This window comes from Pseudomonas sp. SWRI111, from assembly GCF_014268555.1.
GTDB lineage: Bacteria > Pseudomonadota > Gammaproteobacteria > Pseudomonadales > Pseudomonadaceae > Aquipseudomonas > Aquipseudomonas hamedanensis.
Map to the genome: position 1 here is coordinate 309016 of NZ_JABWQQ010000002.1, position 25532 is coordinate 334547.

Consider the following 25532-nt stretch of genomic DNA (forward strand, 5'->3'; position numbering starts at 1 on the left):
TGGATGTCCTTAAGTCGTGTTTCGGTCACCGCGGTGCGCAATCTGCACCCGGTGACCTTCTCCCCCTCTCCCCGCATCAATATTCTTTACGGCGCCAACGGCAGCGGCAAAACCAGTGTTCTGGAAGCCATACACCTGCTGGGGCTTGCCCGTTCGTTTCGTAGCACGCGGCTGTTGCCGGTCATCCAGTACGAACAATTGGCTTGCACCGTATTCGGCCAGGTTGAACTGGCTGAGGGCAGGCATAGCGCGTTGGGGATTTCCCGCGACCGTCAGGGCGAATTCCAGATCCGCATCGACGGCCAGAATGCCCGTAGCGCTGCGCAGTTGGCGGAGATCCTGCCGCTGCAGTTGATCAACCCGGACAGCTTTCGTCTGCTGGAAGGAGCGCCGAAGATTCGCCGGCAGTTTCTCGACTGGGGCGTGTTCCACGTCGAACCGCGTTTCATGGCAACCTGGCAGCGTTTGCAGAAGGCCTTGCGCCAGAGAAACTCCTGGCTGCGGCATGGTACACTTGACGCCGTTTCGCAAGCGGTTTGGGACAGGGAACTGTGCCAGGCCAGCGCTGAAATCGATGAATACCGCCGCGCTTACATCACAGCCTTGAAACCGGTCTTCGAACAGACCTTGAGCGAACTGGTTGAGCTCGAGGGTTTGACGCTCAGCTATTACCGAGGCTGGGACAAAGACCGGGAATTGAGCGCCGTGCTCGCCGGTTCCGTACAACGGGATCAGCAAATGGGCCATACCCAAGCCGGACCGCAACGGGCTGATTTGCGTCTCAGATTGGGCGCACACAACGCCGCGGACATCTTGTCGCGGGGTCAGCAAAAGTTGGTGGTCTGTGCACTGCGGATTGCCCAAGGGCATCTGGTCAGCCAGGCTCGCCGCGGTCAGTGTATTTATCTGGTGGATGACTTGCCGTCCGAGCTGGACGAGGGTCACCGCCGCGCGCTGTGCCGCTTGCTGGAAGACTTACGCTGCCAGGTTTTCATCACCTGTGTAGATCACGAATTATTGAGGGAAGGCTGGCAGACGGAAACGCCAGTCGCTCTGTTCCACGTGGAACAGGGCCGTATCACCCAGACCCACGACCATCGGGAGTGAAGGCATTGAGCGAAGAAAATACGTACGACTCAACGAGCATTAAAGTGCTGAAAGGCCTGGATGCCGTACGCAAACGTCCCGGTATGTACATTGGTGACACCGATGATGGCAGCGGTCTGCACCATATGGTGTTCGAGGTGGTCGACAACTCGATCGACGAAGCCCTCGCCGGCCATTGCGACGACATCAGCATCATCATCCATCCGGACGAGTCCATCACCGTTAAAGACAACGGTCGTGGCATCCCGGTAGACGTGCACAAAGAGGAAGGCGTTTCTGCCGCCGAGGTCATCATGACCGTCCTCCACGCGGGCGGTAAGTTCGACGACAACTCCTACAAGGTTTCTGGCGGTCTGCACGGTGTAGGTGTGTCGGTAGTGAACGCGTTGTCGGAACAGCTGGTACTGACCGTTCGCCGCAGCGGCAAGATCTGGGAACAGACCTACGTCCACGGCGTGCCTCAGGCTCCGATGGCCATCGTTGGCGACAGCGAGACCACCGGTACGCAGATTCACTTCAAGGCTTCCAGCGAGACCTTCAAGAACATTCACTTCAGCTGGGACATCCTCGCCAAGCGAATTCGTGAACTGTCCTTCCTCAATTCCGGTGTCGGCATCGTCCTCAAGGACGAACGCAGCGGCAAGGAAGAGCTGTTCAAATACGAAGGCGGCCTGCGTGCGTTCGTTGAGTACCTGAACACCAACAAGACCCCGGTCAACCAGGTGTTCCACTTCAACATCCAGCGCGAAGACGGCATCGGCGTGGAAATCGCCCTGCAGTGGAACGACAGCTTCAACGAGAACCTGTTGTGCTTCACCAACAACATTCCGCAGCGCGACGGCGGCACCCACCTGGTGGGCTTCCGTTCGGCGCTGACGCGTAACCTCAATAACTACATCGAGCAGGAAGGCCTGGCGAAGAAGCACAAGGTCGCCACCACCGGTGACGATGCCCGCGAAGGCCTGACCGCGATCATTTCGGTGAAGGTGCCGGATCCGAAGTTCAGCTCGCAGACCAAGGACAAGCTGGTGTCTTCCGAAGTGAAGACCGCGGTCGAACAGGAAATGGGCAAGTACTTCTCCGACTTCCTCCTGGAAAACCCCAACGAAGCCAAGCTGGTCGTCGGCAAGATGATCGACGCCGCCCGTGCCCGTGAAGCCGCGCGCAAGGCCCGTGAGATGACCCGCCGCAAAGGCGCGCTGGACATCGCCGGCCTGCCGGGCAAGCTCGCTGACTGCCAGGAAAAAGACCCGGCGCTGTCCGAACTGTACCTGGTGGAAGGTGACTCCGCGGGCGGCTCTGCCAAGCAGGGACGTAACCGCAAGACCCAGGCGATCCTGCCGTTGAAGGGCAAGATCCTCAACGTCGAGAAAGCCCGTTTCGACAAGATGATCTCGTCCCAGGAAGTGGGCACGCTGATCACCGCGCTGGGCTGTGGCATCGGCCGCGAAGAGTACAACATCGACAAGCTGCGTTATCACAACATCATCATCATGACCGATGCTGACGTCGACGGTTCGCACATCCGTACCCTGCTGCTGACCTTCTTCTTCCGTCAGTTGCCGGAGCTGATCGAGCGCGGCTACATCTACATCGCCCAGCCGCCGCTGTACAAGGTCAAGAAAGGCAAGCAAGAGCAATACATCAAAGACGACGACGCCATGGAAGAGTACATGACGCAGTCGGCCCTGGAAGATGCGAGCCTGCACCTGAACGAAGACGCTCCGGGCATTTCCGGTGAAGCGCTGGAACGTCTGGTGAACGATTTCCGCATGGTGATGAAGACCCTCAAGCGTCTGTCGCGTCTGTACCCGCAGGAACTGACCGAACACTTCATCTACCTGCCGGCCGTCAGTCTTGAAAAGCTTGGCGACCACGCGGCGATGCAAGAGTGGCTGGCCCAGTACGAAGTACGCCTGCGCACCAACGAGAAGTCGGGTCTGGTCTACAAGGCCAGCCTGCGCGAGGACCGTGAACGTGGCGTATGGCTGCCAGAGGTCGAACTGATCTCCCACGGCCTGTCGAACTACGTCACCTTCAACCGCGACTTCTTCGGCAGCAACGATTACAAAACCGTTGTTACGCTTGGCGCGCAACTGAGCACCCTGCTCGACGAAGGCGCGTACATCCAGCGTGGCGAGCGCAAGAAAGCCGTCACCGAGTTCAAGGAAGCCCTGGACTGGCTGATGGCCGAAAGCACCAAGCGCCACACTATCCAGCGATACAAAGGTCTGGGCGAAATGAACCCGGATCAGCTGTGGGAAACCACCATGGACCCAAGCGTGCGTCGCATGCTGAAGGTCACCATCGAAGACGCCATCGGCGCAGACCAGATCTTCAACACCCTGATGGGTGATGCGGTCGAACCTCGCCGGGACTTCATCGAGAGCAATGCGCTGGCGGTTTCCAACCTGGATTTCTGATCAGGGTTGCATAAAAAAAGGCCAACGCATTGCGTTGGCCTTTTTGTTGGCGGATCAAAAGATCGCAGTTGTGCCAGCGTTGCCCAGCCTGCGTCCTGTCGCGTTATTCGGCAGCTCCCGCCACACTCTCCAATCGATACCCATACCCATAGATCGTCAATAACTGCCAACCGCGATCAGCCGTCAACCCCAGTTTGTTGCGCAAGCGGTAGATATGCGTATCCAGCGGTCTCGACGACGCCATTTCTTCGTGCGGCCAGAACCGCTCATACAGATAATCCCGCGACAACGGCCGCCCCAGATTACTGAACAGGCAGCGGGCCAGTCGGTACTCGCGTTCGGTCATGACGATCGGCTTGCCCTCGCGGGTTACGGTCAGCTCGGCATCGTCAAACGTCAGGTCATTAATGCTCAGCACTTCGGCGCTGGCGGTGCGTTGCTGGCTGTGCCGACGCAAAACGGCAGCCACCCGGGCCTTCAGTTCATTGGGTCGAAACGGCTTGCTGACGTAATCATCGGCACCCGCATTCAACGCCTGAACGATATCGTTTTCGCCATCGCGACTGGTGAGCATGATCGCCGCCGGGGGCGCTTCCATGTGTTCGCGAGTCCAGCGCAGCAGCGCAAGGCCGGTGAGGTCGGGCAGTTGCCAGTCGAGGATCAGCAAGTCGAAGGTCTCCCTGCGCAGCTGACGCAGCAGGTCTTCGCCGCGTTCGAAACTGTGCAGCGACCAGACCTGTCCGTCGGCATCGGCAATTTGCTGCAGGGTTTGCTCGACCCGCCGTAACTCGGCGGGCTCGTCGTCCAGAATGGCAACGCGCATGGGTGACGATTCCTTGTTGCTTGGGCGGTGAGTCTCGCACGATAGTCGCTCGATCAACGCGATGAAAGTCCGCAGCCCGACATTGGTCGACGTCCGCTATGATTCCTGGGTCTACGTCTCTGACCTGTGGCCCATGAAACCATTCCCACTGCCCTGCCCTGTTTGCCATGTCTAACCCGCGCCGACGTGAAAGCCGCGAGCCCAGCCAAGTTCAGCGATTGTTTCGGCAATTGGTGCGCGAGTGGTTGTGGATAAGTCTAGTGCTGTTGCCGCTGACTGCACTGTTGTCGTATCGCGCGCAGGTCAACCTGCGGGATATAGCGCCCATCATCGGAGCGTTGTTCTCGGCAGGGCTGGTCGCCTGTGTGCTCGGGCTGTTGCTGTGGCGTCCACGCCTGGCGTTGTGGATCACCCTGACCGGCATGGCCGGTGCGCTGGCGGCCAGCGCCGGTCTGGCCGAAATACAGCGCTGGTGGTCGCCGACACCGGCTGTGCTGGGCATGTTGTTTGGTTATCTGATCTGGAACTGGCGGCGCCTGAGCGTGGTACTGACCTATTTTGGTTGGGAACTGGCGCGGCTGGACAGCGAACCCAAAGTGTTCCCCGAACGCCGACGCACACAATTTACCGGCGCTGATCGGTTGCAAGGACAGATCATGGCCCTTGAACAAGCCATGAGCCGCACGCGCGATACGCGTCGCTTCATCGCCGATGGCCTGGAGTACTTGCCCGTGGCGACGCTGATCAGTGACCCGAAGGGGCAGATCCTTTTGGGCAATCGCAAGGCCCGGCAGCTCTTCGACAGCGAATTGGTGGGCGATGGCATTCTCGAACAACTGGCGCGGCTCGGCTATCCCGACTTGTCCACAGGTGCGCGCCCTGCCTTGTCGGCCCTGCCCCTGCTTGAGTTTCGTGACCTGCGCGAACGAAGCCTGCGCCTGGAACGTGCAGCATTGCTGCCGGTGGACGGCGACACCCCGATCGGCTGGTTGCTCAGCCTCACCGACCTGAGCGCCGAGCGCGCAGCCGAAGAGCAGCGTGGGGTTTTGTTGCGCTTTCTTTCCCATGATTTGCGTGCCCCGCATTCAGCGATTCTTGCGCTGCTGGATGTGCATCGACATGAGGCCGGCACCGACGCGCCGCTGTTCGAGCAGATTGAGCGTCAAGTGCGCCGGGCGCTGGAACTCACCGATGGCTTTGTCTTGCTGGCGAGGGCCGAGTCCGAGGCCTATCAGTTCCAGCCAAGTCTGTTCGCCATGCTGGTGCTGGATGTATTCGACCAGGCGATGCCCATCGCTCGGCAGAAACGCATCGAACTGCTTCATGATCTTGATGAGGCCTGCCAGGAGCGGCTGATCATGGCGGATCAAGGCTTATTGACCCGAGCGTTGTTTAACCTGCTGGAAAACGCGATCAAGTACAGTCCGGCAGAGACATCGATTGAATTGCGCGTCAGCTGCGAAAAGGACTGGCTGTGTTGCGAATTGACGGATCAGGGCAAAGGCATCGCCGCCGACGAGTTGCCCGATCTGTTCAGCCAGTATCGGCGTTTTTCTTCCGCGCAGGGCATCGACGGCGTCGGCTTGGGCCTGTCGATGGTCAAGGCTGTGGTCGATCACCATGGCGGCACGATTGAATGCCATAGCGTGGTTAATCACGGGACGACGTTTCGACTCGGCCTGCCATTGGTCGCCGAATGACGAGCGCAAAAAACTTATGCACCTTTTGCGGCGCTTTAGTCGTTCAAGAAATATATAGAAAAATCAAATAGTTAAGTCTTGATTACGGGCGTTATAGAGAAAACCGTACACAGGTTATCCACAAATCTCAGACAGCCAACTGGTCGGTTGCAGCCGGGGCTTGTGGGGCCGCTGGCAACGAGCCCATTTCGCGCTGGGTTTTTTCGTTCCACGCTTGCACACGGTCGTTCAACTCGGCGATGGCACGAGGACCCGTGCCTTCGGCGTACATCGGTTCACCGATGACCACGGTAATCACGCCGGACTTCTTGCCCCAACCGATTTTCGGCCAGAACTTGCCGGCATTGTGTGCAATCGGCAGTACCGGAAGCGCCGCATTCACCGCCAATGCGCTGCCACTGCGTGAGAATTTGCCGACAGTGCCAAAAGGAACGCGCGTGCCTTCAGGGAAGATCAACACCCAGACATTGTCCTTGAGCAGCTCGTCACCCTTGGCCGCCACTTGCTTGAGCGCGGCTTTCGGGTTGTCCCGGTCGATCGCAATCGGTCGCAGCATGGCCATGGCCCAGCCGAAGAATGGTACATAGAGCAATTCGCGCTTGAGCACCTGGCTCAATGGCGAGAAATAAGCGGAGAGAAAAAAGGTCTCCCAGGTGCTCTGGTGGTTCGATTGAATCACGCAGGGCCGGTCTGGCACGTTTTCCGCGCCTTTGATTTCGTAGCGGATACCGAGAAATACCTTGGTCAACCACAAGGCGCAGCGGCACCAGTACACGTTGATAAAACGATAACGCGCCTTGAACGAAAGAAAAGGCGCGATAAAAAAACTCAAAGTGCACCACAGCAGGGAAGTGGTGCCCAGCAGCAGGTAAAAGAGAAAAATCCTGATGGCCCGCAGTATCGACATAGTGACGTTTACCGTTACGGGTCAATGCCCGACTGTTCAAGCGCACTCCCGATCAATCCCTGGTCAGGAAATCGGAAATACTCTATTTGTGGATAAGTTCTGCGGCAACCGCCGCCAGATCGTCAAAAATCAGAGTGCCAACCGGCAGGGGTTTGCCCTGAGTCTTTGCGCCTTTCCCGGTCTTCACCAGAACTGGCTGTGAATCGACGGCTTTGGCAGCCTCCAGGTCACCAAGGCTATCACCCACGAACCAGACGTTGGTCAATGGCACGGTGTAATGCTCGGCGATGGTTTTCAGCATCCCAGGTTTCGGCTTGCGGCAATCGCAACCCTCGTCCGGACCATGCGGGCAATACACGATCAGCCCGACTTCGCCGCCCTGTTCCGCGACCAGTTCGCGCAAGCGCACGTGCATGGCCTCGAGGGTGGCGAGGTCGTAATAGCCGCGAGCAATGCCCGACTGGTTGGTGGCCACCGCCACCGTCCAGCCGGCCTTGCTTAACTGCGCAATCGCTTCGATCGAGCCGGGCAGCGGAATCCACTCCTCTACCGACTTGATGTAAGCGTCGGAGTCGAAATTGATGACTCCGTCCCGATCGAGAATCAGCAGTTTCACCAGCAATCCCTCAACCCAGCAGCGAGATGTCGGCAACGCCGAGGAACAGACCGCGCAGACGCGCCAGCAGCGCGTAACGGTTGGCCCGCACTTTGGCGTCGTCGGCATTGACCATCACCGCGTCGAAGAACGCGTCCACCGGCTCACGCAGCGCCGCCAGGCGCGCCAGCGATTCGTTGTACTGACGCGCCGCGGCCATCGGCTGCACGGCCTGATCCGCTTGCTGGATCGCCGAATACAGCGAGAACTCGTTGGCGTTGTCGAAGTATTTGGCCTCGACCACGGTCGGTACCGAGCCTTCGACTTTGCTCAACAGGTTCGACACGCGCTTGTTCACCGCCGCCAACGCTGCCGCTTCCGGCAGTTTGCGGAACGCCTGCACCGCTTGCACGCGCTGGTCGAAGTCCAGCGCCGAGCCCGGCTTCAGGGCACGTACCGACAGGTAGGTGGCAACATCGACGCCTTCGTCTTCGTAACGCGCACGCAGACGGTCGAAGATGAATTCCAGCACGGACTCGTTGAGACCGGCAGCCTTGACCTTGCTGCCGAACGCATTCACGGCGAAGGCGACGGCGTCGTTCAGGTCCAGATCCAGTTGTTTCTCGATCAGGATGCGCAGCACGCCGAGGGCGGCACGGCGCAGGGCATACGGGTCTTTGCTGCCGGTTGGCAACATGCCGATACCGAAGATGCCGACCAGGGTATCGAGCTTGTCGGCGATCGCGACGGCCGCACCGGTCAGCGTTGCCGGCAGTTCAGCACCCGCGCCACGTGGCATGTACTGCTCGTTCAGCGCCAGCGCAACGTCTTGCGGCTCGTTGTCATTCAGCGCGTAGTAGTAGCCGGCGACACCTTGCATCTCCGGGAACTCGCCGACCATTTCGGTGGCCAGGTCGCACTTCGACAGCAGGCCCGCGCGGGCGGCCCAGGAAGCGTTGCCGCCAATGCGTGCGGCAATGTACGCCGCCAGTTTCGACACGCGCTCGGCCTTGTCGTAGACGCTGCCGAGTTTTTCCTGAAACACCACGTTCTGCAGGCGCAGGTTGAAGTCTTCGAGCTTCTGCTTCTTGTCTTGCTTGAAGAAGAACTCAGCGTCGGTCAGGCGTGGGCGCACCACTTTCTCGTTACCGGCGATGATCTGCTGCGGGTCTTTGCTTTCGATGTTGGCCACAGTGATGAAACGTGGCAGCAACTTGCCGTCGGCATCCAGCAGGCAGAAATACTTCTGGTTGTCCTGCATGGTGGTGATCAGGGCTTCCTGCGGCACGTCGAGGAAGCGTTCCTCGAACGAGCACACCAGCGGCACCGGCCATTCAACCAGTGCAGTCACTTCATCGAGCAGCGCCGGCGGCACGATCGCGGTACCTTCCTGGCGCGTGGCCAGTTCTTCGGTGCGCTTGCTGATGATCTCGCGACGCTCGTTGGCGTCGGCCAGCACGTAGGCGGCACGCAGATCGGCGAGGTAGCTCGACGGCGAACCGATGCGCACGGATTCCGGATGGTGGAAGCGGTGCCCACGGGAATCACGACCAGCCTTCTGCGCGAGGATCGTGCAGTCGATGACCTGGTCGCCGAGCAGCATTACCAGCCACTGGGTCGGACGCACGAACTCTTCCTTGCGCGCACCCCAACGCATGCGTTTCGGGATCGGCAGGTCGTTCAGCGAATCTTCGACGATGGTCGGCAGCAGGCTCGCGGTCGGCTTGCCGGCGATGTTCTGGCTGTAGCGCAGTTTTGGCCCGCTCTGGTCGATTTCGCTCAGCTCGACGCCGCACTTCTTGGCAAAGCCCAGGGCGGCCTGGGTCGGATTGCCTTCGGCGTCGAACGCGGCCTGACGTGGCGGGCCGTCGAGGTTGATGCTGCGATCCGGCTGCTGGGTGTCCAGCGCTGTGATCAGCACGGCCAGACGACGCGGCGCGGCGTAAACGGTTTTGCTTCCGTAGCTCAGGCCGGCGGCTTGCAGGCCCTTGTCGATACCGGCGAGGAACGCTTCAGCCAAAGTGTTCAGGGCTTTGGGTGGCAGTTCTTCGGTGCCCAGTTCAACCAGAAAATCTTGCGCACTCATTGTGCAGCCTCCAGCTTGGCCAGTACTTCGTCACGCAGGTCCGGGGTCGCCATCGGGAAGCCCAGCTTGGCGCGCGCCAGCAGGTAGGCTTGCGCAACGGAACGCGCCAGGGTGCGCACGCGCAGAATGTATTGCTGACGCGCGGTCACCGAGATCGCCCGGCGCGCATCCAGCAGATTGAAGGTGTGCGAGGCCTTCAGAACCATTTCATAGCTCGGCAACGGCAACGGCTGGTCGAGTTCGATCAGGCGCTTGGCTTCGCTTTCATAGAAGTCGAACAGTTCGAACAGTTTGTCGACGTTGGCGTGTTCGAAGTTGTAAGTGGACTGCTCCACTTCGTTCTGGTGGAACACGTCGCCGTAGGTGACCTTGCCGAACGGACCGTCAGCCCAGACCAGGTCGTAGACCGAGTCCACGCCTTGCAGATACATGGCCAAACGCTCGAGACCGTAGGTGATCTCGCCGGTTACCGGGTAGCACTCGATGCCGCCGGCCTGCTGGAAGTAAGTGAACTGAGTGACTTCCATGCCATTGAGCCAGACTTCCCAGCCCAGACCCCAGGCGCCGAGGGTCGGCGATTCCCAGTTGTCTTCAACGAAGCGGATGTCGTGGACCAGCGGGTCGAGGCCGACATGCTTGAGCGAGCCCAGGTACAGCTCCTGGAAGTTGTCCGGGTTTGGCTTGAGCACGACCTGGAATTGATAGTAGTGCTGCAGACGGTTCGGGTTTTCACCATAACGGCCGTCAGTCGGACGGCGGCTTGGCTGCACGTAGGCGGCGTTCCAGGTTTCCGGGCCGATGGCGCGCAGGAAGGTCGCGGTGTGGAAAGTGCCGGCGCCTACTTCCATATCGTAGGGCTGAAGTACCACACAACCTTGCTCGGCCCAGTATTGCTGGAGCGCGAGGATCAAGTCTTGGAAGGTACGCACGGCTGGCGTAGGCTGGCTCACGAAATTCACCTGTTTCTTGGGCTGCGATTTAAAGAGCGGGAGTATACCCGATTCGTTGCTGCGCACGCCCCCTGGAGCCTTATGCCACGCTGCTTTTGGTGTACCGAAGATCCGCTGTACATGGCTTATCACGATCAGGAGTGGGGCACGCCGCTACGCGATGCGCAGGGTTTGTTCGAGTTGCTTTTGCTCGAAGGGTTCCAGGCCGGGCTGTCGTGGATCACGGTGCTGCGCAAACGCGAGCGTTATCGTGAAGTGCTGTTCGGCTTCGACGTGCAGCGCGTGGCGCAGATGAGCGACGCCGAGATCGACGAACTCATGCTCGATCCGGGCATCATCCGCAATCGCCTGAAACTCAACGCCGCCCGGCGCAATGCCCAGGCGTGGCTGGCGCTGGAGGATCCGGTGGCGTTGCTCTGGTCGTTCACTGGCGACCGACCGATCATCAATCATTTCAAGGATCGCAGCGAAGTCCCGGCGATCACCGCTGAAGCGCTGGCGATGAGCAAAGCGCTGAAAAAAGCCGGTTTCACGTTCGTCGGCCCGACCATTTGCTACGCGCTGATGCAGGCCTCGGGCATGGTCATGGACCACACGCAAGACTGCGACCGCTACGCGCAGCTCGCCAACGGCGGTTAGAATGGCCGCCTCGCGCACCGCACAAGATCAGGAGTGACCTGTGGAAAAGTTTAAAGGCGCCTTGCTGGTAGGCGCTCTGCGGCTGTTTGCCCTGCTGCCATGGCGGGCCGTGCAAGCCGTGGGTTCGGCGATCGGCTGGATCATGTGGAAAACCCCCAACCGTTCCCGCGATGTGGTGCGGATCAACCTCGCCAAATGTTTTCCCCAGATGGACCCGGCCGAACGCGAGCGTCTGGTCGGTCAGAGCCTGAAGGACATCGGCAAGTCGTTGACCGAAAGCGCCTGCGCGTGGATCTGGCCGGCGCAGCGTTCGATCGATCTGGTGCGCGAAGTCGAGGGCCTCGACATCCTCAAGGATGCGCTGGCTTCGGGAAAAGGCGTGGTTGGCATCACCAGCCATCTGGGCAACTGGGAAGTGCTCAACCACTTCTATTGCAGCCAGTGCAAACCGATCATTTTCTATCGCCCGCCCAAGCTCAAGGCTGTGGATGAATTGTTGCGCAAGCAGCGCGTGCAACTGGGCAACAAGGTCGCCGCCTCCACCAAGGAAGGCATTCTCAGCGTCATCAAGGAAGTGCGCAAAGGTGGTGCAGTGGGTATTCCCGCCGACCCGGAACCGGCCGAATCCGCCGGGATCTTCGTGCCGTTCTTTGCCACGCAAGCGCTGACCAGCAAATTCGTCCCGAACATGTTGGCCGGCGGCAAAGCGGTCGGTGTGTTTCTGCATGCCCTGCGCCTGCCGGACGGTTCAGGCTACAAAGTGATTCTCGAAGCGGCCCCCGAAGCCATGTACAGCACGGATACCGCTGAATCCTGCGCGGCCATGAGTAAGGTCGTGGAGCGTTACGTGGCGGCGTACCCGAGCCAGTACATGTGGAGCATGAAACGCTTCAAGAAACGTCCGCCGGGTGAGGCACGCTGGTACTGAACAGATTCGACGGGATTGGCATGGTCTGTGGATAACCTCATTGGCGAGGTTATCCACAATCGTTCATTCAAGGGCGCAGCAGATGTCCGAACACCGCAAATCGTTTCGCATCAAGATCACCCACGACAGCTTCGGCGAATGCCTGGGGCAGACGCGCAACCTGTCACCGACCGGGGTCTACGTTCAGCATCCGAAACTGGCGTCATTGCCCAAAGGCGCGGTGGTCTACGGTCAGGTTCAGGACTTACCCTCAGGCGCGCCGAGCGTGCGCATGGAAGTGATCAGCGTAGACGCCGAGGGCATCGGCCTGCGCTATTTGTAGATCAAGGCGCCTGACGCTCGAGCTTCTTCAGAAACACCGTCATTTCTTTCTCTGTCTGCTTGTCGCCATGGGCGCGGGCCGCTTCCAGACCGTGCTCCCAGGCCTGACGCGCCGCCGCGTGGTCGCCCAGCGCCAAGTGCGCCTTGCCCAGCAGCTTCCACGCCGCCGAGTATTTTGGGTCGAACGTGACGCAGCGCTGGAAATGTTCGGCAGCCTTGGCGTGCTCGCCCTGATCCAGATAGCCCTTGCCCAGGCCGAAGCGCAGCAGTGAGTTATCCACACCCTTGGCGAGCATTTTTTCCAAAGATTCGAGCATCAGCGGATCCCTTTCTATTGATCGTCAGGACGGTCTTCTAACCAGTGAGGCAGCCTTCGCGAGCAGGCTCGCTCCCACAGGGGGACCGCATTTCAAATGTGGGAGCGAGCCTGCTCGCGAAAGGGCCATCACGGGCAACGTTGTCTTCAGGTCAGAAAAAGCTCAACCCCACATGAAACAGCTTCTCCACATCGCGGATATGCTTTTTATCCACAAGGAACAAAATCACATGGTCGCCCGCTTCGATCACCGTGTCGTCGTGGGCGATGATCACTTGTTCGTTGCGGATCACCGCGCCGATGGTCGTGCCTGGCGGCAGGCCGATCTTCTCGATCGGTTTGCCGATGACCTTGCTCGATTTCGAATCACCGTGGGCAATCGCCTCGATGGCTTCCGCCGCACCACGGCGCAATGAGTGCACGCTGACGATGTCGCCGCGACGGACGTGGGCGAGCAAGGTGCCGATGGTCGCCAATTGCGGGCTGATGGCGATATCGATGTCGCCGCCCTGGATCAGATCGACATAGGCCGGGTTGTTGATAATCGTCATGACCTTCTTCGCCCCCAGCCGTTTGGCCAGCAGCGACGACATGATGTTGGCTTCGTCATCGTTGGTCAGGGCGAGGAAAATATCGGCGTCGGCGATGTTTTCTTCCAGCAGCAAATCACGGTCCGAGGCGCTGCCCTGCAACACCACGGTGCTGTCGAGGGTGTCGGAGAGGTAGCGACAGCGCGCCGGGCTCATCTCGATGATTTTTACCTGATAGCGGCTTTCGATGGCTTCGGCCAGGCGCTCACCGATCTGCCCACCGCCGGCAATGACAATGCGTTTATAGGTTTCATCGAGGCGGCGCATCTCGCTCATTACCGCTCGAATGTCCTCACGGGCGGCGATGAAGAACACTTCGTCGTCGGCCTCGATCACCGTGTCGCCCTGCGGCAGGATCGGCCGGTCGCGACGGAAAATCGCTGCCACGCGGGTTTCGACGTTCGGCATGTGTTCGCGCAACTGGCGCAGTTGCTGACCCACCAGCGGCCCGCCGTAATAGGCGCGCACCGCCACCAGTTGCGCCGCGCCTTCAGCGAAGTCGATCACCTGCAAGGCGCCGGGATGCTGGATCAGGCGCTTGATGTAATTGGTCACGACCTGCTCGGGGCTGATCAGCACATCGACTGGAATCGCTTCGTTCTGGAACAGTTGTTCCTCGCGATTGAGGTAGGAGGCCTCGCGCACCCGGGCAATCTTGGTCGGCGTGTGGAACAGCGTGTGGGCGACCTGGCAGGCGACCATGTTGGTCTCGTCGCTGTTGGTCACGGCCACCAGCATGTCGGCGTCGTCGGCACCGGCCTGGCGCAGCACCGACGGCAGTGAGCCGCGGCCCTGCACCGTGCGGATGTCGAGGCGGTCGCCAAGGTCGCGCAAGCGTTCGCCGTCGGTGTCGACCACGGTGATGTCGTTGGCCTCGCTGGCCAGATGTTCGGCCAGCGAACCGCCGACCTGTCCCGCACCGAGGATGATGATTTTCATCCAGTCACTCCATCGAATCTGTTTAGCCGCGCGCGGCAGCGATCTTGATCAGCTTGGCGTAGTAGAACCCGTCATGCCCACCCTGCTGGGCCAGCAACTGGCGACCGTGGGGCTGCTTGATGCCCGCCGCAGTAGCCAGATCGAGTTCGCGGGCGCCCGGCGTGCGTTCAAGGAACGCGGCAATCACTTCGGTGTTCTCGGTCGGCAACGTCGAGCAAGTGGCGTAGAGCAGGACGCCGCCGACTTCAAGGGTTTTCCACATCGCGTCGAGCAGTTCGCCTTGCAGTTGCGCGAGCGCGACGATGTCGTCGGGCTGACGGGTCAGTTTGATGTCCGGATGCCGACGGATCACGCCGGTGGCCGAGCAAGGCGCATCGAGCAGGATGCGCTGGAACGGTTTGCCGTCCCACCATTTATCGATATCACGACCGTCGGCGGCGATCAGTTCAGCGCTGAGGCCGAGGCGTTCAAGGTTTTCCTTTACGCGCACCAGGCGCTTGGCTTCCAGATCCACCGCCACCACGCCGGCCAGCGCCGGTTCGGCTTCGAGGATGTGGCAAGTCTTGCCGCCGGGCGCGCAGCAGGCGTCGAGCACCCGCTGGCCCGGCGCCAGGTCGAGCAGGTCGGCGGCCAGTTGCGCGGCTTCGTCCTGCACGCTGAGCCAGCCTTCGGCGAAGCCCGGCAGGCTGCGCACGTCGGCAGCGGCTTCGAGGACAATACCGTCGCGGCTGTACACGCACGGCGTTGCGGCGATCCCGGCTTCGCCCAGCAGGGCGAGGTAGGCGTCGCGGCTGTGATGACGGCGGTTGACCCGCAGAATCATCGGCGGATGCGCATTGTTGGCCTCGCAGATGGCTTCCCACTGCTCCGGCCAGAATGCTTTCAGGGATTTTTGCAGCCAACGAGGATGGGCAGTGCGCACCACCGGGTCGCGTTCCAGCTCGGCAAAGATGGTTTCGCTTTCGCGTTGGGCATTGCGCAGCACCGCGTTGAGCAAACCTTTAGCCCATGGTTTTTTCAGCTTGTCGGCGCAACCGACGGTTTCGCCGATGGCGGCGTGGGCCGGAACGCGGGTGTAGAGCAATTGGTAGAGACCGACCAGCAGCAGCGCCTCGACATCGGCGTCGGCGGCTTTGAACGGCTTTTGCAAAAGCTTTTCCGCCAGCGCCGACAACCGTGGCTGCCAGCGCGCAGTGCCGAAGGCCAGGTCCTGGGTGAAGCCACGGTCACGATCTTCAACCTTGTCCAGTTGTGTCGGCAGGGAGCTGTTCAGCGAAGCTTTGCCACTGAGCACGGCGGCGAGTGCCTTGGCGGCAGCCAGACGCGGATTCATTGTGCGTCCACCGCTTTACCCAGCACGGTGCCGACGGCAAATTTCTCGCGGCGGCTGTTGAACAGGTCGCTGAAGTTCAGTGCCTTGCCGCCGGGCAGTTGCAGGCGGGTCAGGCACAGCGCCTGTTCGCCGCAAGCGACGATCAGGCCGTCCTTGCTGGCGCTGAGTATTTCACCCGGTGCGCCTTTGCCTTCGGCGAGCGTCGCTGCCAGCACTTTCAGTGCTTCACCGTTGAGGGTGCTGTGGGTGATCGGCCAAGGGTTGAAGGCGCGCACCAGACGTTCGAGTTCAACTGCCGGACGGCTCCAGTCAATACGCGCTTCGTCTTTGTTCAGTTTGTGCGCATAGGTGGCGAGTTCGTCGTTCTGCACCTCACCTTCCAGCGTGCCGGCAGCCAGCCCGGCAATCGCTTGCACCACGGCGGGCGGCCCCATTTCGGCAAGTCGATCATGCAACGTGCCGCCGGTGTCTTCGGCGCTGATCGGGGTGACGACCTTGAGCAGCATCGGTCCGGTATCGAGACCGGCCTCCATGCGCATCACGGTCACGCCGCTTTCGGCATCGCCGTGTTCGACGGCGCGCTGGATCGGCGCCGCACCGCGCCAGCGCGGCAGCAGGGACGCATGGCTGTTGATGCAGCCCAGACGCGGAATATCCAGCACCGCTTGCGGCAGGATCAGGCCGTAGGCGACCACCACCATAAGGTCTGGTTTCAGCGCGGCCAGTTCAGCCTGAGCGTCAGCGTTGCGCAGCGTCGGTGGCTGCAACACCTGGATATGGTTTTCCAGGGCCAGCTGTTTGACCGGGCTCGGCATCAGTTTTTGTCCACGACCGGCCGGGCGATCCGGTTGGGTGTAGACCGCAACGATCTCGTAAGGGCTGCTCAGCAGGGCCTTGAGGTGTTCGGCGGCGAATTCCGGGGTGCCGGCAAATACGATGCGCAATGGCTCAGTCATGAAAGGCGTCTCACAAAAAGAAAAAGGCTTGCCGCAGCAAGCCTTTGAAGAGGGGCATCAAGCGTTCTGGCGGTGCAGCTTTTCCAGCTTCTTCTTGATCCGGTCGCGTTTGAGCGTGGACAGGTAATCGACGAACAATTTGCCATTGAGGTGGTCGCATTCGTGCTGGATGCACACCGCGAGCAGGCCCTCGGCGATCAGTTCATAGGGCTTGCCGTCGCGGTCCAGCGCCTTGATTCTGACCTTCTGCGGGCGGTCGACGTTTTCGTAGAAGCCCGGTACCGAGAGGCAGCCTTCCTGATACTGGTCCATCTCTTCGGTCAGCGGTTCGAACTCGGGGTTGATGAACACCCGTGGCTCGGTACGGTCTTCGGAAAGGTCCATCACGACGATACGTTTGTGCACGTTGACCTGGGTCGCGGCGAGGCCGATGCCGGGCGCTTCATACATTGTTTCAAACATGTCGTCGACCAACTGACGCACTTCGTCGTCCACTACAGCCACTGGTTTGGCGATAGTGCGCAGACGCGGGTCCGGAAATTCGAGGATGTTTAAAATGGCCATAGGCTTTGATTGCTGCACACGTTGAGTAAAGTCGGGTCGATGGCCTGGCAGGTCCGAGGATGCAGGCTACCGTTGTGAAGCGTAGCTTCTACAAAATCAGAAGCGAGCCACGGGGGCTCTGACGATTCACGCGAACGCACATGATAAAGGGATTCACTGCATGAGGAAAACACTACTCGCCCTGCTGTTGCTGGCTTCGGCCGGCGTGGCCCAAGGGCAAGTGCAACTCAGGGATGGTTTTCCACAGCAATACACGGTGATGACAGGGGATACCCTCTGGGACATTTCCGGCAAATACCTGCGCGAGCCCTGGCAGTGGCCGCAACTGTGGCGGGCCAACCCGCAGATCGAAAACCCCAACCTGATCTACCCCGGCGACACGCTGACGCTCAGCTACGTCAACGGCCAGCCACAACTGACGGTCAAGCGCGGCGAATCACGCGGCACCATCAAACTGTCGCCACGGATCCGCACCAGCCCGGTGGCCGAGGCGATTCCGAGCATTCCACTGAAGTCGATCAACAGCTTTCTGCTGAGCAACCGTATCGTCGACACGGCCGAAGATTTCGACAAGGCGCCCTATATCGTTGCCGGTGATGCCGAACGCGTCCTCAGCGGCACCGGCGATCGCATCTTTGCCCGTGGTCACTTCGACCTGGATCAGCCGGTCTACGGGATCTTCCGCCAGGGCAAGGTCTACACCGACCCGCAGACCCAGGAATTTCTCGGCATCAATGCCGACGACATTGGCGGCGGCGAAATTATCGCCACCGAAGGCGACGTCGCCACGCTCGCGCTGCAACGCACCACCCAGGAAGTCCGTTTGGGGGACCGCTTGTTCAGCGGTGAGGAGCGCTCGATCAACTCGACCTTCATGCCCGGCGCGCCCACTACCGCCATTAACGGCGTGATCATCGACGTGCCACGCGGTGTCACGCAGATCGGCGTGATGGATGTCGTTACCCTGAACAAGGGCAGGCGCGACGGTCTGGCCGAAGGAAACGTGCTGGCGGTGATGAAAACCGGCGAAACCGTGCGCGACCGGATCACCGGCCAGCCGGTGAAAATTCCCGACGAACGCGCCGGTTTGCTGATGGTGTTCCGTACGTACGAAAAGCTCAGCTATGGCCTCGTCCTCAACGCATCGCGCTCGCTGGCGGTGCTCGACAAGGTACGCAATCCGTAAGCTTGCTCAACAAGTTATAAACAGAGTTATCCACAACTTGTCCCGAAGGGTTCGGGGCTTGTCCACGATCAAGGATGATCCATGATGTCGTCTGTCTGTATGCCGGTTTCGCCGGCAGAACTGGAAGCGCGCCTGCGCTTGCACCGCTTGCCGGACATCGGTCCAAAGCGTTTTGCAAAATTGTTCGAAGCCTTCGGCTCGGCGTCAAAAGCCCTCAGCGCACCGGCCAGCGCCTGGCGCTCGCTGGGGTTGCCGGCAACGTGCGCCGAGGCCCGGCGCAGCCCTGAAGTTCGTGATGGCGCCAGCCATGCACTGCGCTGGCTAGAGCGTCCGGGCCAACATCTGCTGATGTGGGACCAGCCGGATTACCCGGCGCTGCTGGCGCAGATTCCCGACCGGCCGCCGCTGCTGTTTGTGGCCGGGGATCCGCTGATTCTGGAAAAGCCGCAACTGGCCATGGTTGGCAGCCGCCGCGCATCGCGCCCGGGAATGGACACCGCGGCCGCGTTTGCGCGCAGTCTCGCCGGGGCCGGTTTCGTCATCACCAGTGGTCTGGCGCTGGGCATTGATGCGGCGGCCCATCAAGCTGCGCTGGACGTCGGCGGGCAGACCGTTGGCGTCCTTGGCACCGGGCTTGAAAAATTTTATCCACAGCGCAATCGGCGGTTGGCCGACGCCATGATCGAGTCAGGCAGTGCCGTGCTGTCGGAGCTGGTGCTGGATGCCGGGCCGAGCGCCAGCAACTTCCCCCGGCGCAACCGGATTATCAGCGGCTTGTCCCTCGGCGTGCTGGTGGTCGAAGCGAGTGTCGCCAGCGGTTCGCTGATCACCGCCCGGCTGGCGGCGGAACAGGGGCGCGAGGTGTATGCGATTCCGGGGTCGATCCACCATCCCGGTGCGCGTGGCTGTCACCAGTTGATCCGTGACGGCGCAGTCCTGGTGGAAACCATAGAACATATCCTCGAAGCCTTGCGTGGCTGGCAACATCTGCCTTTATCCACCGATATAGCTGAGGCCGATCATCCGCTGCTCATGTTGCTCCACGCGGCGCCTCATACCAGCGAGGCGCTGGCCAACAGCAGTGGCTGGGCCTTGCCCAAAGTGCTGGCAGCGCTGACCGAACTGGAAATGGACGGCCGCGCCGTGTGCGAAAACGGTCGCTGGCTGGCCAGGACAAGCTAGGTTTTACGGGGAAGATCGGTAAACTGCGCGAAACCTGTTTGCGGAGATTTTTTCATGGTCAACAGTTGGCGTGTGCAGCAAGCCGCACGAGATATTCGCGCCGGCGCGGTGATTGCCTATCCAACCGAAGCCGTCTGGGGGCTGGGGTGCGACCCGTGGAACGAGGAAGCGGTGGATCGGCTGCTGGCGATCAAAAATCGCTCGGTCAATAAAGGCCTGATTCTGGTGGCAGACAACATCCGCCAGTTCGACTTTTTGTTTGAAGACTTCCCGCAAGAGTGGCTCGACCGCATGGCCAGCACCTGGCCGGGGCCGAACACCTGGCTGGTACCGCACCAGAACCTGTTGCCGGAATGGGTAACTGGGGTGCACGACACCGTGGCGCTGCGCGTCAGCGATCATCCACAGGTGCGCGATCTGTGCTCGATGGTCGGGCCGCTGATCTCCACCTCGGCCAACCCACAGGGGCGCCCGGCGGCGCGTACTCGCCTGCGGGTCGAGCAATATTTTCGCGGGCAGATCGACCGCGTGCTGGGCGGGCAGTTGGGAGGCCGCAAGAACCCCAGCGTCATCCGCGATCTGGTCACCGGCAACGTCATTCGTCCCGACTGACAGCATTTTTTCCCGCAATCCGTGAGTACTCCTCGATCGTCCAGACGAGGAGTACTACATCCGTTGGTTATTCGTCTTTCAATCTCACTCGTAATTTAAACAACTTGTTTGTTGTGCTGTTTCTTTGTGTGTCAGACGAATCGATAACTATAAAAATCCAGTAATTTTTCCCACGTGATTATCAGAAGTCGCGCAGTGGCGATATTTCCAAAAGCATCCATTATTCAAATGCGCGCAGAAAACTTCGATAAGTTAACGTTTGCGGAGAAGGAATGGATACTACGGATTTACAACTCAGGGACTATCTGCAACGACTGCAAGTGGCATTGATTAATCAGCAAGGCGGTTATCGTGTCGTTATTCTTGAAGCCGGCTCGGATGCTCGCGAATTTGAGCGATTTGTCGGGCGGCAGTTTCGTTTGCGCTTACAACATTACATGCTGACCTCCAGAGCCCGGGCGCTGGAAACCAGCCTGGCGATCGTGGCGCGCAGTACTCATTTTCTGATGTACCAGCGTGACCAACTGGTGGGCGTATTGAGGGTAACGCCCTCGCCTTTCGAATGGGCCTCCCTGGCGCAACAGTATCTTTCACCGACGGTGGCGCTGGCGCGTCATGTCGAGTTCAGTCGCCTGATTACCCATTCGCAACAGCACCGGTCCGTACCGATCAATGGCCTGCTGGCGGTTGCTACCGAGTGGGCGATCAACCGTGGCTATCAAGGGATCACCGCCTTGTGCCGGTCGCCACAGCGGCGCATGTTCCAGCGTTTCGGCCTGACCCCGCTTCCCTCCACCGCACTTCATATCGAGCAACGCGCGCGTGGCGATTACTGGCTGCTCGCGGCGCAATGGCGGGAAATCCTTGCAGCCCTGCAGCAACCCGTCGCCCTCAACGCCAACCCTTCGGAGAATTGCGATGAACACGTCCGTCAGTTTTGAACAGCAGTTGATTCTGCTTGACCAGCGAATCGAAAAATCATGGGCCGGTATTCTCGACAACTCACGGTTGGTCAGGGCCATCCGCGAAGGAAGCGTGAGCAAAGCGTTATATGCCCTCTATATGATCGAAACATTCCACTACACCGCGCACAATGCCCGTAATCAGGGATTGGTGGGCGTGCGTCACGCCGATAATCCGGTCTATGCAAAGTTCTGCTTCGAACATGCCGCCCAAGAAGTCGGCCATGAAAAAATGGCCCTGCACGATGTCATGAGTCTGGGCCTCAAGAGCGAAGTTTTCGATATGCCGCCTGCACTTCCGGCCACAGAAGTGCTGATCGCTTATTTGTACTGGATCTCTTTCACCGGGAATCCCTTACAGCGACTTGGCTACAGTTATTGGGCAGAAAACGCCTATCAGTTCATCACGCCATTGATCACGCGGATAAGCGAAGTTCTGGCGCTGAAACCTGCCCAGTTGACGTTTTTTATTGCGCACTCCGATATCGATATCGAGCACTTCAACGAGATCAAACTCATCCTGCAGCGAACCTGCAAAAGTCAGGCTGACTGGGACGCCATTACGGTGGTGATGGAAACCAGTCTGCGCCTGACCGGCAACATGCTCGAAGCGGTGTATGAGCAGTACGAAGCCTGGCAAAGCGGCCAGGCGCCCCGCTACGACTTTCTGCATGCCCTGGATCAATCATGACGCGTGCCTGTTCATTTTCGCAGCGGACGCAGGGAGGCCGGCATGGCTGATTACTTCGAGCGGCTGAATTATTCGCTGGGTGATGAAGATGCCGCGCTCGAGCACGAGATTGTGCCCGAGCATGCCCGGCATGTGGTGGACGTCGCCGGATGTGGCAGCCGGCTTTTGCCCTTGCTCGCCCGATGCCCGGCACGCCTGACCTGTGCTGATATCAGTGCACCGCAACTGGCGTTCACCCGGTTGCGCCTGGCCCTGCTGGAGCAGGCCGACCATGAGTCGTTCATGGACTTCATGGGGTATCGGCCAGACACCTCGATCACGCGGCGCCAGTCGGTTTTCCGGCAACTGGACCTGCCCCTGGCGGATCGCCGCTGGCTGGCGGACCTGTTCCAGTCCAGTCACTGGCACGCGCCGATCTATCTGGGCGCGTTCGAGCAGACCTTGCGGCGCCTGGCGAGGATCAACGCTCTGGTCACTGGAAAGGCCGGTCGTGGGATTTTCCAGTGTTGCGACCTTGGCGAGCAATCGGACTATTACCGCCGCCGTTTTCCACTTCGGCGCTGGAAAGCCGTCATCGGGTTGCTGGGCAATGCCGCCGTACTCAACTCGTTGCTGTACCGCGGTGCGTTTCCGGCCAATAACCTCGGAATCAGTTCGCGCAAGGTCTACCTCGACATTTTCCATGCCTTGTTCACGACACAGGTCGTGCGCGAAAGCTTCTTTCTGCAGATGCTGTTCTTCGGTGAGCTGCGGTATCCGCAAGGCTACCCGCTGGAGTGTGATCCGCAGATTTTTCAAAGTGCTCGTGAAGCGTTGAAGCAGTGCCGAGTGAGCGTGGTGCAGGGCGACATCGTTGATTGCGTGGCCGCGTGCACTGATGTGGATTTCGTCTCGCTGTCGGATGTGCCTTCATTTTTGCCCGATGCTACTGCCGCCACGGTTCTGCAGCGGCTGCGGCCGGCGCTGGCCGAGCATGCCCTCACGGTGATGCGCGGTCATTTGCGCGTGGTCCGGCCCGATTGCGAAGGCTTCCGTGATGTCAGCTCGCAGTATCACGAAGCGATTGCGCGTGAAAAAACCCAGCTCTGGCGCGTACAGGTCTATCGCCAGACCTCACCTGCGCAGGTATCCCGATGAATACACCTCATCCGACCGTCAACTGGGTCAGCAATCGCGTTCGCCAGGCCCGTGACGACCAACAGCAACTGTTCGATGCCGGCCTCAACGGTCTCAAAGTCGTGAAGCGCGAAGGCAAGAACATCGAGTTGGACAGTGGCGAATGCCTGACTGAATTTCTTTCCTGCTCTTATCTGGGACTCGAATGCGATCCCCGCTTGATTGAAGGCGCGGTGCAGGCCGTGGAAATGTTCGGCGTGCAGTTCGCTGCCGCGCGCACCCGGGCACTGCTGCCGCCGATGCGCGAACTTGATGAGCGGCTGAACCGGATTTTCCAGGGGCATACGGTCACCTTCAACTCGGTCGGCAGCGCACACCTCGGTTGCCTGCCGCTGCTCGGCTCCGGCGAGTTGCCCTCGTATCCCCTGCGTCGAGGTCCCGGCTGGATCGTCGACCGGGCTGCCCATGCCTCAATGCAGGTATTGCAAGGCATCCTGTGCCAGTTCGGACCCGTGCTGCGCTGTGATTGCAGCGATGTGCAGCAAGTCGAAGATGCCTGTACAACAGCCGTCGCGGCAGGCAATACGCCAATCATCCTGACCGACAGCATCGGTTCGATGCGCGGGGTGTATCCGGTCAATCGCTTGCTGCAACTGGCCGAGCGCTTTGACGGTTACCTGTATGCAGATGACGCCCATGGCACCTCGATCCACGGGCTGGCAGGCGGCGGATATGCGCTTGTCGCCGCCACGGAGTCACTGCGCGATCGCATGATTGTGTTGTCTTCCCTGTCCAAGGCCTTTGGCGCAACCGGTGGGGCAATTACCGTGCGGGCGGTGGCCGATGCCGAACTGATACGGCGCCACGCCTCGACCTATACCTTCGGCGGCCCTCTGTCCATGGGCGGTGTCGGTGCTGCGGTCGCCTCTGCGAACATTCATCTTTCACCGCAGTTGGGTCCGCTTCAGGCCGCGTTGTGGCGCAATGTCGCGCTGATCGATGACTTGCTGGGAGCGCGACTGGGCAATCACCGAATCGCATCGCCCATACGCTTCGTCCGGGTCGGCGCCGAGCGTGATGCAGTGAGTCTGGCGCTGCATCTGCGCCGGCAGGCCATTGCGGTCACCACTGCGCTGTTTCCGGTGGTGGCCAAAGGCGAGGCGATGCTGCGTCTGGCAATCAGCGCGAATCACAGCCAGGCCCAGCTCGAACACCTGGCGACAGCCGTGAGCACTGGCTTCGACGAGTTGTGCATCCGTCAGGGAGAACGCACCCATGACCGATGATCCGCTGCTGTTTGCCAGCGCTGCCACGGTTTACGCGGCAGCGACCGAAGCCCTTGCGCGCAAGTTCGCCCATGCGCGTTCGTTGTCCTGGTTCTGTACGGTGTGTCCGCCGATACGGCGCGTGCAGAGCGCGGAGGATCTGCACCTGCTGCCGGTTCAGGCCGTAGAGGACGAGCAGGGTGGATTGCTGTTTTCTCTGCTGGGCGAGGCATCGCATCTGGCGGCGGGCGGTGGGCTGACCCTGACATCGGGCGGTAGCACCGGCAACCGCAAACACATCACCCACTCCTGGGCCTTCAACGACAGCATCGTGCGCTTGGGCGTACGGATGTTTGCGACGGGCCAGACCCCCTCTGTGGTGGTCAATTGCCTCACTGCCGGCGAAATGCAGGGCGCGTTTCAATACGCGGCGGCCATCGTTCAGCGCCTCGGCGAGCGCTTGTTACCCGCCGGCTCACTGATGGGCCTTCAACGCATTGCCGAATTGGTCCAGTCACAAAAGGCCGATGCCCTGATCTGCACGCCCTCCTTCGCGGCGGCGCTGTTCAATGATGTCGCTGTCGACAGAAGACAGTTGGGTAGCCTGAAGTGGCTCTACTACATTGGGGAACCGTGCAGCGCGCTGCTGCGTGAGCAACTGACCCGAGACTGGCCGGGCCTGACCTTGCGATCACTGGGCTACAGCGCGACGGAGACCGGCCCGATCGGTTTTCAGTGCGCCCATCTGGAGCCGGGTTTCTATCATCTGCATGCCGACGCGATGCTGGTCGAGGTGGTGGATCCCCTTACCCTGCAAGCACTGCCCGACGGTGAATGCGGCGAGTTTCTGCTGACGCCCTTGCTGCCGGACCATGTGCCGTTGCTGCGTTACCGCATTGGTGACCGGGGGCGAATCGTGCCCAACTTGCCCAAGTGCGCCTGTGGCAGTGCCCTGCCAGTGCTGGAGCTTGTGGGGCGAGTAGAGACGACGATCAAGCTGGGCGGCGCGATCATTACCCAGCGGCAGATTCTGAGTGTGCTCGCACAAGCAATTCCTGATCTGCATGCGGCGGATATTCAGGTGCAGATTGAGCGACAGGTGAACGGCACGTACATGCGTCTGGTCATCGCCGAGGACAGACTGCCCGCTGCTGCGCAGGGTGGCCTAGAGCAGGCTTTGCACGCCGAGGCGCAGGCCAGTGCATTGCTCAAATTGCCTGGCGTGCTTGGGTTGCAGGTGCGGCGGCTGCCCCGTGGAGCCTTCGCGACCACCACGGCCGGCAAGACGCCGTTCTTTGTCGAGTTGCAACAGGCGCCGACCCGCCTGGCGTGACGGGTCGG

At 60.5% G+C, this 25532-nt stretch carries 24 protein-coding genes; 14 read left to right on the top strand and 10 right to left on the bottom strand.

Annotation, left to right across the window (positions count from 1 at the left end):
* Window positions 1-3: 3 nt before the first annotated feature.
* Window positions 4-1107, top strand: coding sequence for a DNA replication/repair protein RecF (recF, locus tag HU755_RS04935; protein WP_186630793.1), 1104 nt, complete (start codon window positions 4-6; stop codon window positions 1105-1107).
* A 5-nt stretch (window positions 1108-1112) separates the two neighbouring features.
* The gene (gene gyrB / locus HU755_RS04940; protein ID WP_186630794.1) at window positions 1113-3530 is read left to right on the top strand and encodes a DNA topoisomerase (ATP-hydrolyzing) subunit B; all 2418 of its coding nucleotides are present in this window, start codon (window positions 1113-1115) and stop codon (window positions 3528-3530) included.
* 103 nt (window positions 3531-3633) lie between these two features.
* Here the strand turns inward: gyrB and HU755_RS04945 are convergent, their stop codons facing one another.
* Entirely contained in the window at window positions 3634-4353 is a 720-nt protein-coding gene (locus tag HU755_RS04945) for a response regulator transcription factor (RefSeq protein ID WP_186630795.1), read from the bottom strand.
* Between the two features lie 167 nt (window positions 4354-4520).
* Here HU755_RS04945 and HU755_RS04950 point away from each other — a divergent pair, with 167 nt between their 5' ends.
* Complete coding sequence (locus tag HU755_RS04950; protein ID WP_186630796.1) at window positions 4521-6053, top strand: HAMP domain-containing sensor histidine kinase; 1533 nt, start codon at window positions 4521-4523, stop codon at window positions 6051-6053.
* Between the two features lie 127 nt (window positions 6054-6180).
* On the opposite strand, the gene HU755_RS04955 is transcribed toward HU755_RS04950, so the two are convergent.
* The 4 genes from HU755_RS04955 to glyQ all read right to left on the bottom strand — a co-directional run bounded on the left by HU755_RS04955 (window position 6181) and on the right by glyQ (window position 10591).
* Window positions 6181-6960: a 1-acyl-sn-glycerol-3-phosphate acyltransferase gene (locus tag HU755_RS04955; protein ID WP_186546228.1), complete on the bottom strand. Its 780-nt coding sequence runs from the start codon at window positions 6958-6960 to the stop codon at window positions 6181-6183.
* 82 nt (window positions 6961-7042) lie between these two features.
* Window positions 7043-7582 carry a D-glycero-beta-D-manno-heptose 1,7-bisphosphate 7-phosphatase gene (gene gmhB / locus HU755_RS04960; RefSeq protein WP_186630797.1) on the bottom strand — a complete coding sequence of 180 codons (540 nt, stop codon included), beginning with the start codon at window positions 7580-7582 and terminating at the stop codon, window positions 7043-7045.
* A 4-nt stretch (window positions 7583-7586) separates the two neighbouring features.
* A complete protein-coding gene (gene glyS / locus HU755_RS04965) occupies window positions 7587-9641 on the bottom strand; it encodes a glycine--tRNA ligase subunit beta (protein WP_186630798.1) in 2055 nt (684 codons plus the stop codon).
* Complete coding sequence (glyQ, locus tag HU755_RS04970; RefSeq protein ID WP_003187265.1) at window positions 9638-10591, bottom strand: glycine--tRNA ligase subunit alpha; 954 nt, start codon at window positions 10589-10591, stop codon at window positions 9638-9640. The genes glyS and glyQ overlap by 4 nt, the downstream gene beginning before the upstream one ends.
* Window positions 10592-10672: 81 nt before the next feature.
* Between glyQ and tag the strand changes: the two genes are divergently transcribed.
* The 3 genes from tag (at window position 10673) to HU755_RS04985 (ending at window position 12480) form a co-directional block, all read left to right on the top strand.
* A complete protein-coding gene (gene tag, locus HU755_RS04975) occupies window positions 10673-11230 on the top strand; it encodes a DNA-3-methyladenine glycosylase I (protein WP_186546231.1) in 558 nt (185 codons plus the stop codon).
* 40 nt (window positions 11231-11270) lie between these two features.
* Window positions 11271-12158, top strand: a complete 888-nt coding sequence (locus tag HU755_RS04980) for a lysophospholipid acyltransferase (protein ID WP_083367454.1) — start codon at window positions 11271-11273, stop codon at window positions 12156-12158.
* A gap of 82 nt (window positions 12159-12240) precedes the next feature.
* Window positions 12241-12480 (top strand): PilZ domain-containing protein, encoded by a 240-nt coding sequence (locus HU755_RS04985; RefSeq protein WP_186630799.1) that lies wholly within the window; start codon window positions 12241-12243, stop codon window positions 12478-12480.
* A gap of 1 nt (window position 12481) precedes the next feature.
* Here HU755_RS04985 and HU755_RS04990 read toward each other — a convergent pair whose 3' ends face one another.
* The 5 genes from HU755_RS04990 to def form a co-directional block, all read right to left on the bottom strand.
* Window positions 12482-12796: a tetratricopeptide repeat protein gene (locus HU755_RS04990; protein WP_186630800.1), complete on the bottom strand. Its 315-nt coding sequence runs from the start codon at window positions 12794-12796 to the stop codon at window positions 12482-12484.
* Between the two features lie 151 nt (window positions 12797-12947).
* Window positions 12948-14324: a Trk system potassium transporter TrkA gene (trkA, locus tag HU755_RS04995; RefSeq protein ID WP_186546234.1), complete on the bottom strand. Its 1377-nt coding sequence runs from the start codon at window positions 14322-14324 to the stop codon at window positions 12948-12950.
* 22 nt (window positions 14325-14346) lie between these two features.
* A complete protein-coding gene (gene rsmB, locus HU755_RS05000) occupies window positions 14347-15657 on the bottom strand; it encodes a 16S rRNA (cytosine(967)-C(5))-methyltransferase RsmB (protein WP_186630801.1) in 1311 nt (436 codons plus the stop codon).
* On the bottom strand, window positions 15654-16613 hold the full coding sequence (fmt, locus tag HU755_RS05005) for a methionyl-tRNA formyltransferase (RefSeq protein ID WP_186630802.1): 960 nt from the start codon (window positions 16611-16613) through the stop codon (window positions 15654-15656). The genes rsmB and fmt overlap by 4 nt, the downstream gene beginning before the upstream one ends.
* Window positions 16614-16670: 57 nt before the next feature.
* A complete protein-coding gene (def, locus tag HU755_RS05010) occupies window positions 16671-17177 on the bottom strand; it encodes a peptide deformylase (protein ID WP_186546237.1) in 507 nt (168 codons plus the stop codon).
* Window positions 17178-17337: 160 nt separating this feature from the next.
* Between def and HU755_RS05015 the strand changes: the two genes are divergently transcribed.
* The 8 genes from HU755_RS05015 (at window position 17338) to HU755_RS05050 (ending at window position 25524) form a co-directional block, all read left to right on the top strand.
* Window positions 17338-18363, top strand: coding sequence for a LysM peptidoglycan-binding domain-containing protein (locus HU755_RS05015; RefSeq protein ID WP_186630803.1), 1026 nt, complete (start codon window positions 17338-17340; stop codon window positions 18361-18363).
* Between the two features lie 84 nt (window positions 18364-18447).
* Window positions 18448-19545 carry a DNA-processing protein DprA gene (dprA, locus tag HU755_RS05020; RefSeq protein ID WP_186630804.1) on the top strand — a complete coding sequence of 366 codons (1098 nt, stop codon included), beginning with the start codon at window positions 18448-18450 and terminating at the stop codon, window positions 19543-19545.
* A gap of 54 nt (window positions 19546-19599) precedes the next feature.
* Window positions 19600-20157, top strand: a complete 558-nt coding sequence (locus tag HU755_RS05025) for an L-threonylcarbamoyladenylate synthase (protein ID WP_186546240.1) — start codon at window positions 19600-19602, stop codon at window positions 20155-20157.
* A 272-nt stretch (window positions 20158-20429) separates the two neighbouring features.
* Window positions 20430-21098, top strand: coding sequence for a hypothetical protein (locus HU755_RS05030; RefSeq protein ID WP_186546241.1), 669 nt, complete (start codon window positions 20430-20432; stop codon window positions 21096-21098).
* Between the two features lie 7 nt (window positions 21099-21105).
* A complete protein-coding gene (locus tag HU755_RS05035; RefSeq protein WP_238349956.1) occupies window positions 21106-21810 on the top strand; it encodes an iron-containing redox enzyme family protein in 705 nt (234 codons plus the stop codon).
* Between the two features lie 42 nt (window positions 21811-21852).
* On the top strand, window positions 21853-22947 hold the full coding sequence (locus HU755_RS05040; RefSeq protein ID WP_186630806.1) for a DUF3419 family protein: 1095 nt from the start codon (window positions 21853-21855) through the stop codon (window positions 22945-22947).
* Window positions 22944-24212: an aminotransferase class I/II-fold pyridoxal phosphate-dependent enzyme gene (locus tag HU755_RS05045; protein WP_186630807.1), complete on the top strand. Its 1269-nt coding sequence runs from the start codon at window positions 22944-22946 to the stop codon at window positions 24210-24212. The genes HU755_RS05040 and HU755_RS05045 overlap by 4 nt, the downstream gene beginning before the upstream one ends.
* A complete protein-coding gene (locus HU755_RS05050; RefSeq protein ID WP_186630808.1) occupies window positions 24202-25524 on the top strand; it encodes a phenylacetate--CoA ligase family protein in 1323 nt (440 codons plus the stop codon). The genes HU755_RS05045 and HU755_RS05050 overlap by 11 nt, the downstream gene beginning before the upstream one ends.
* Window positions 25525-25532: the final 8 nt, after the last annotated feature.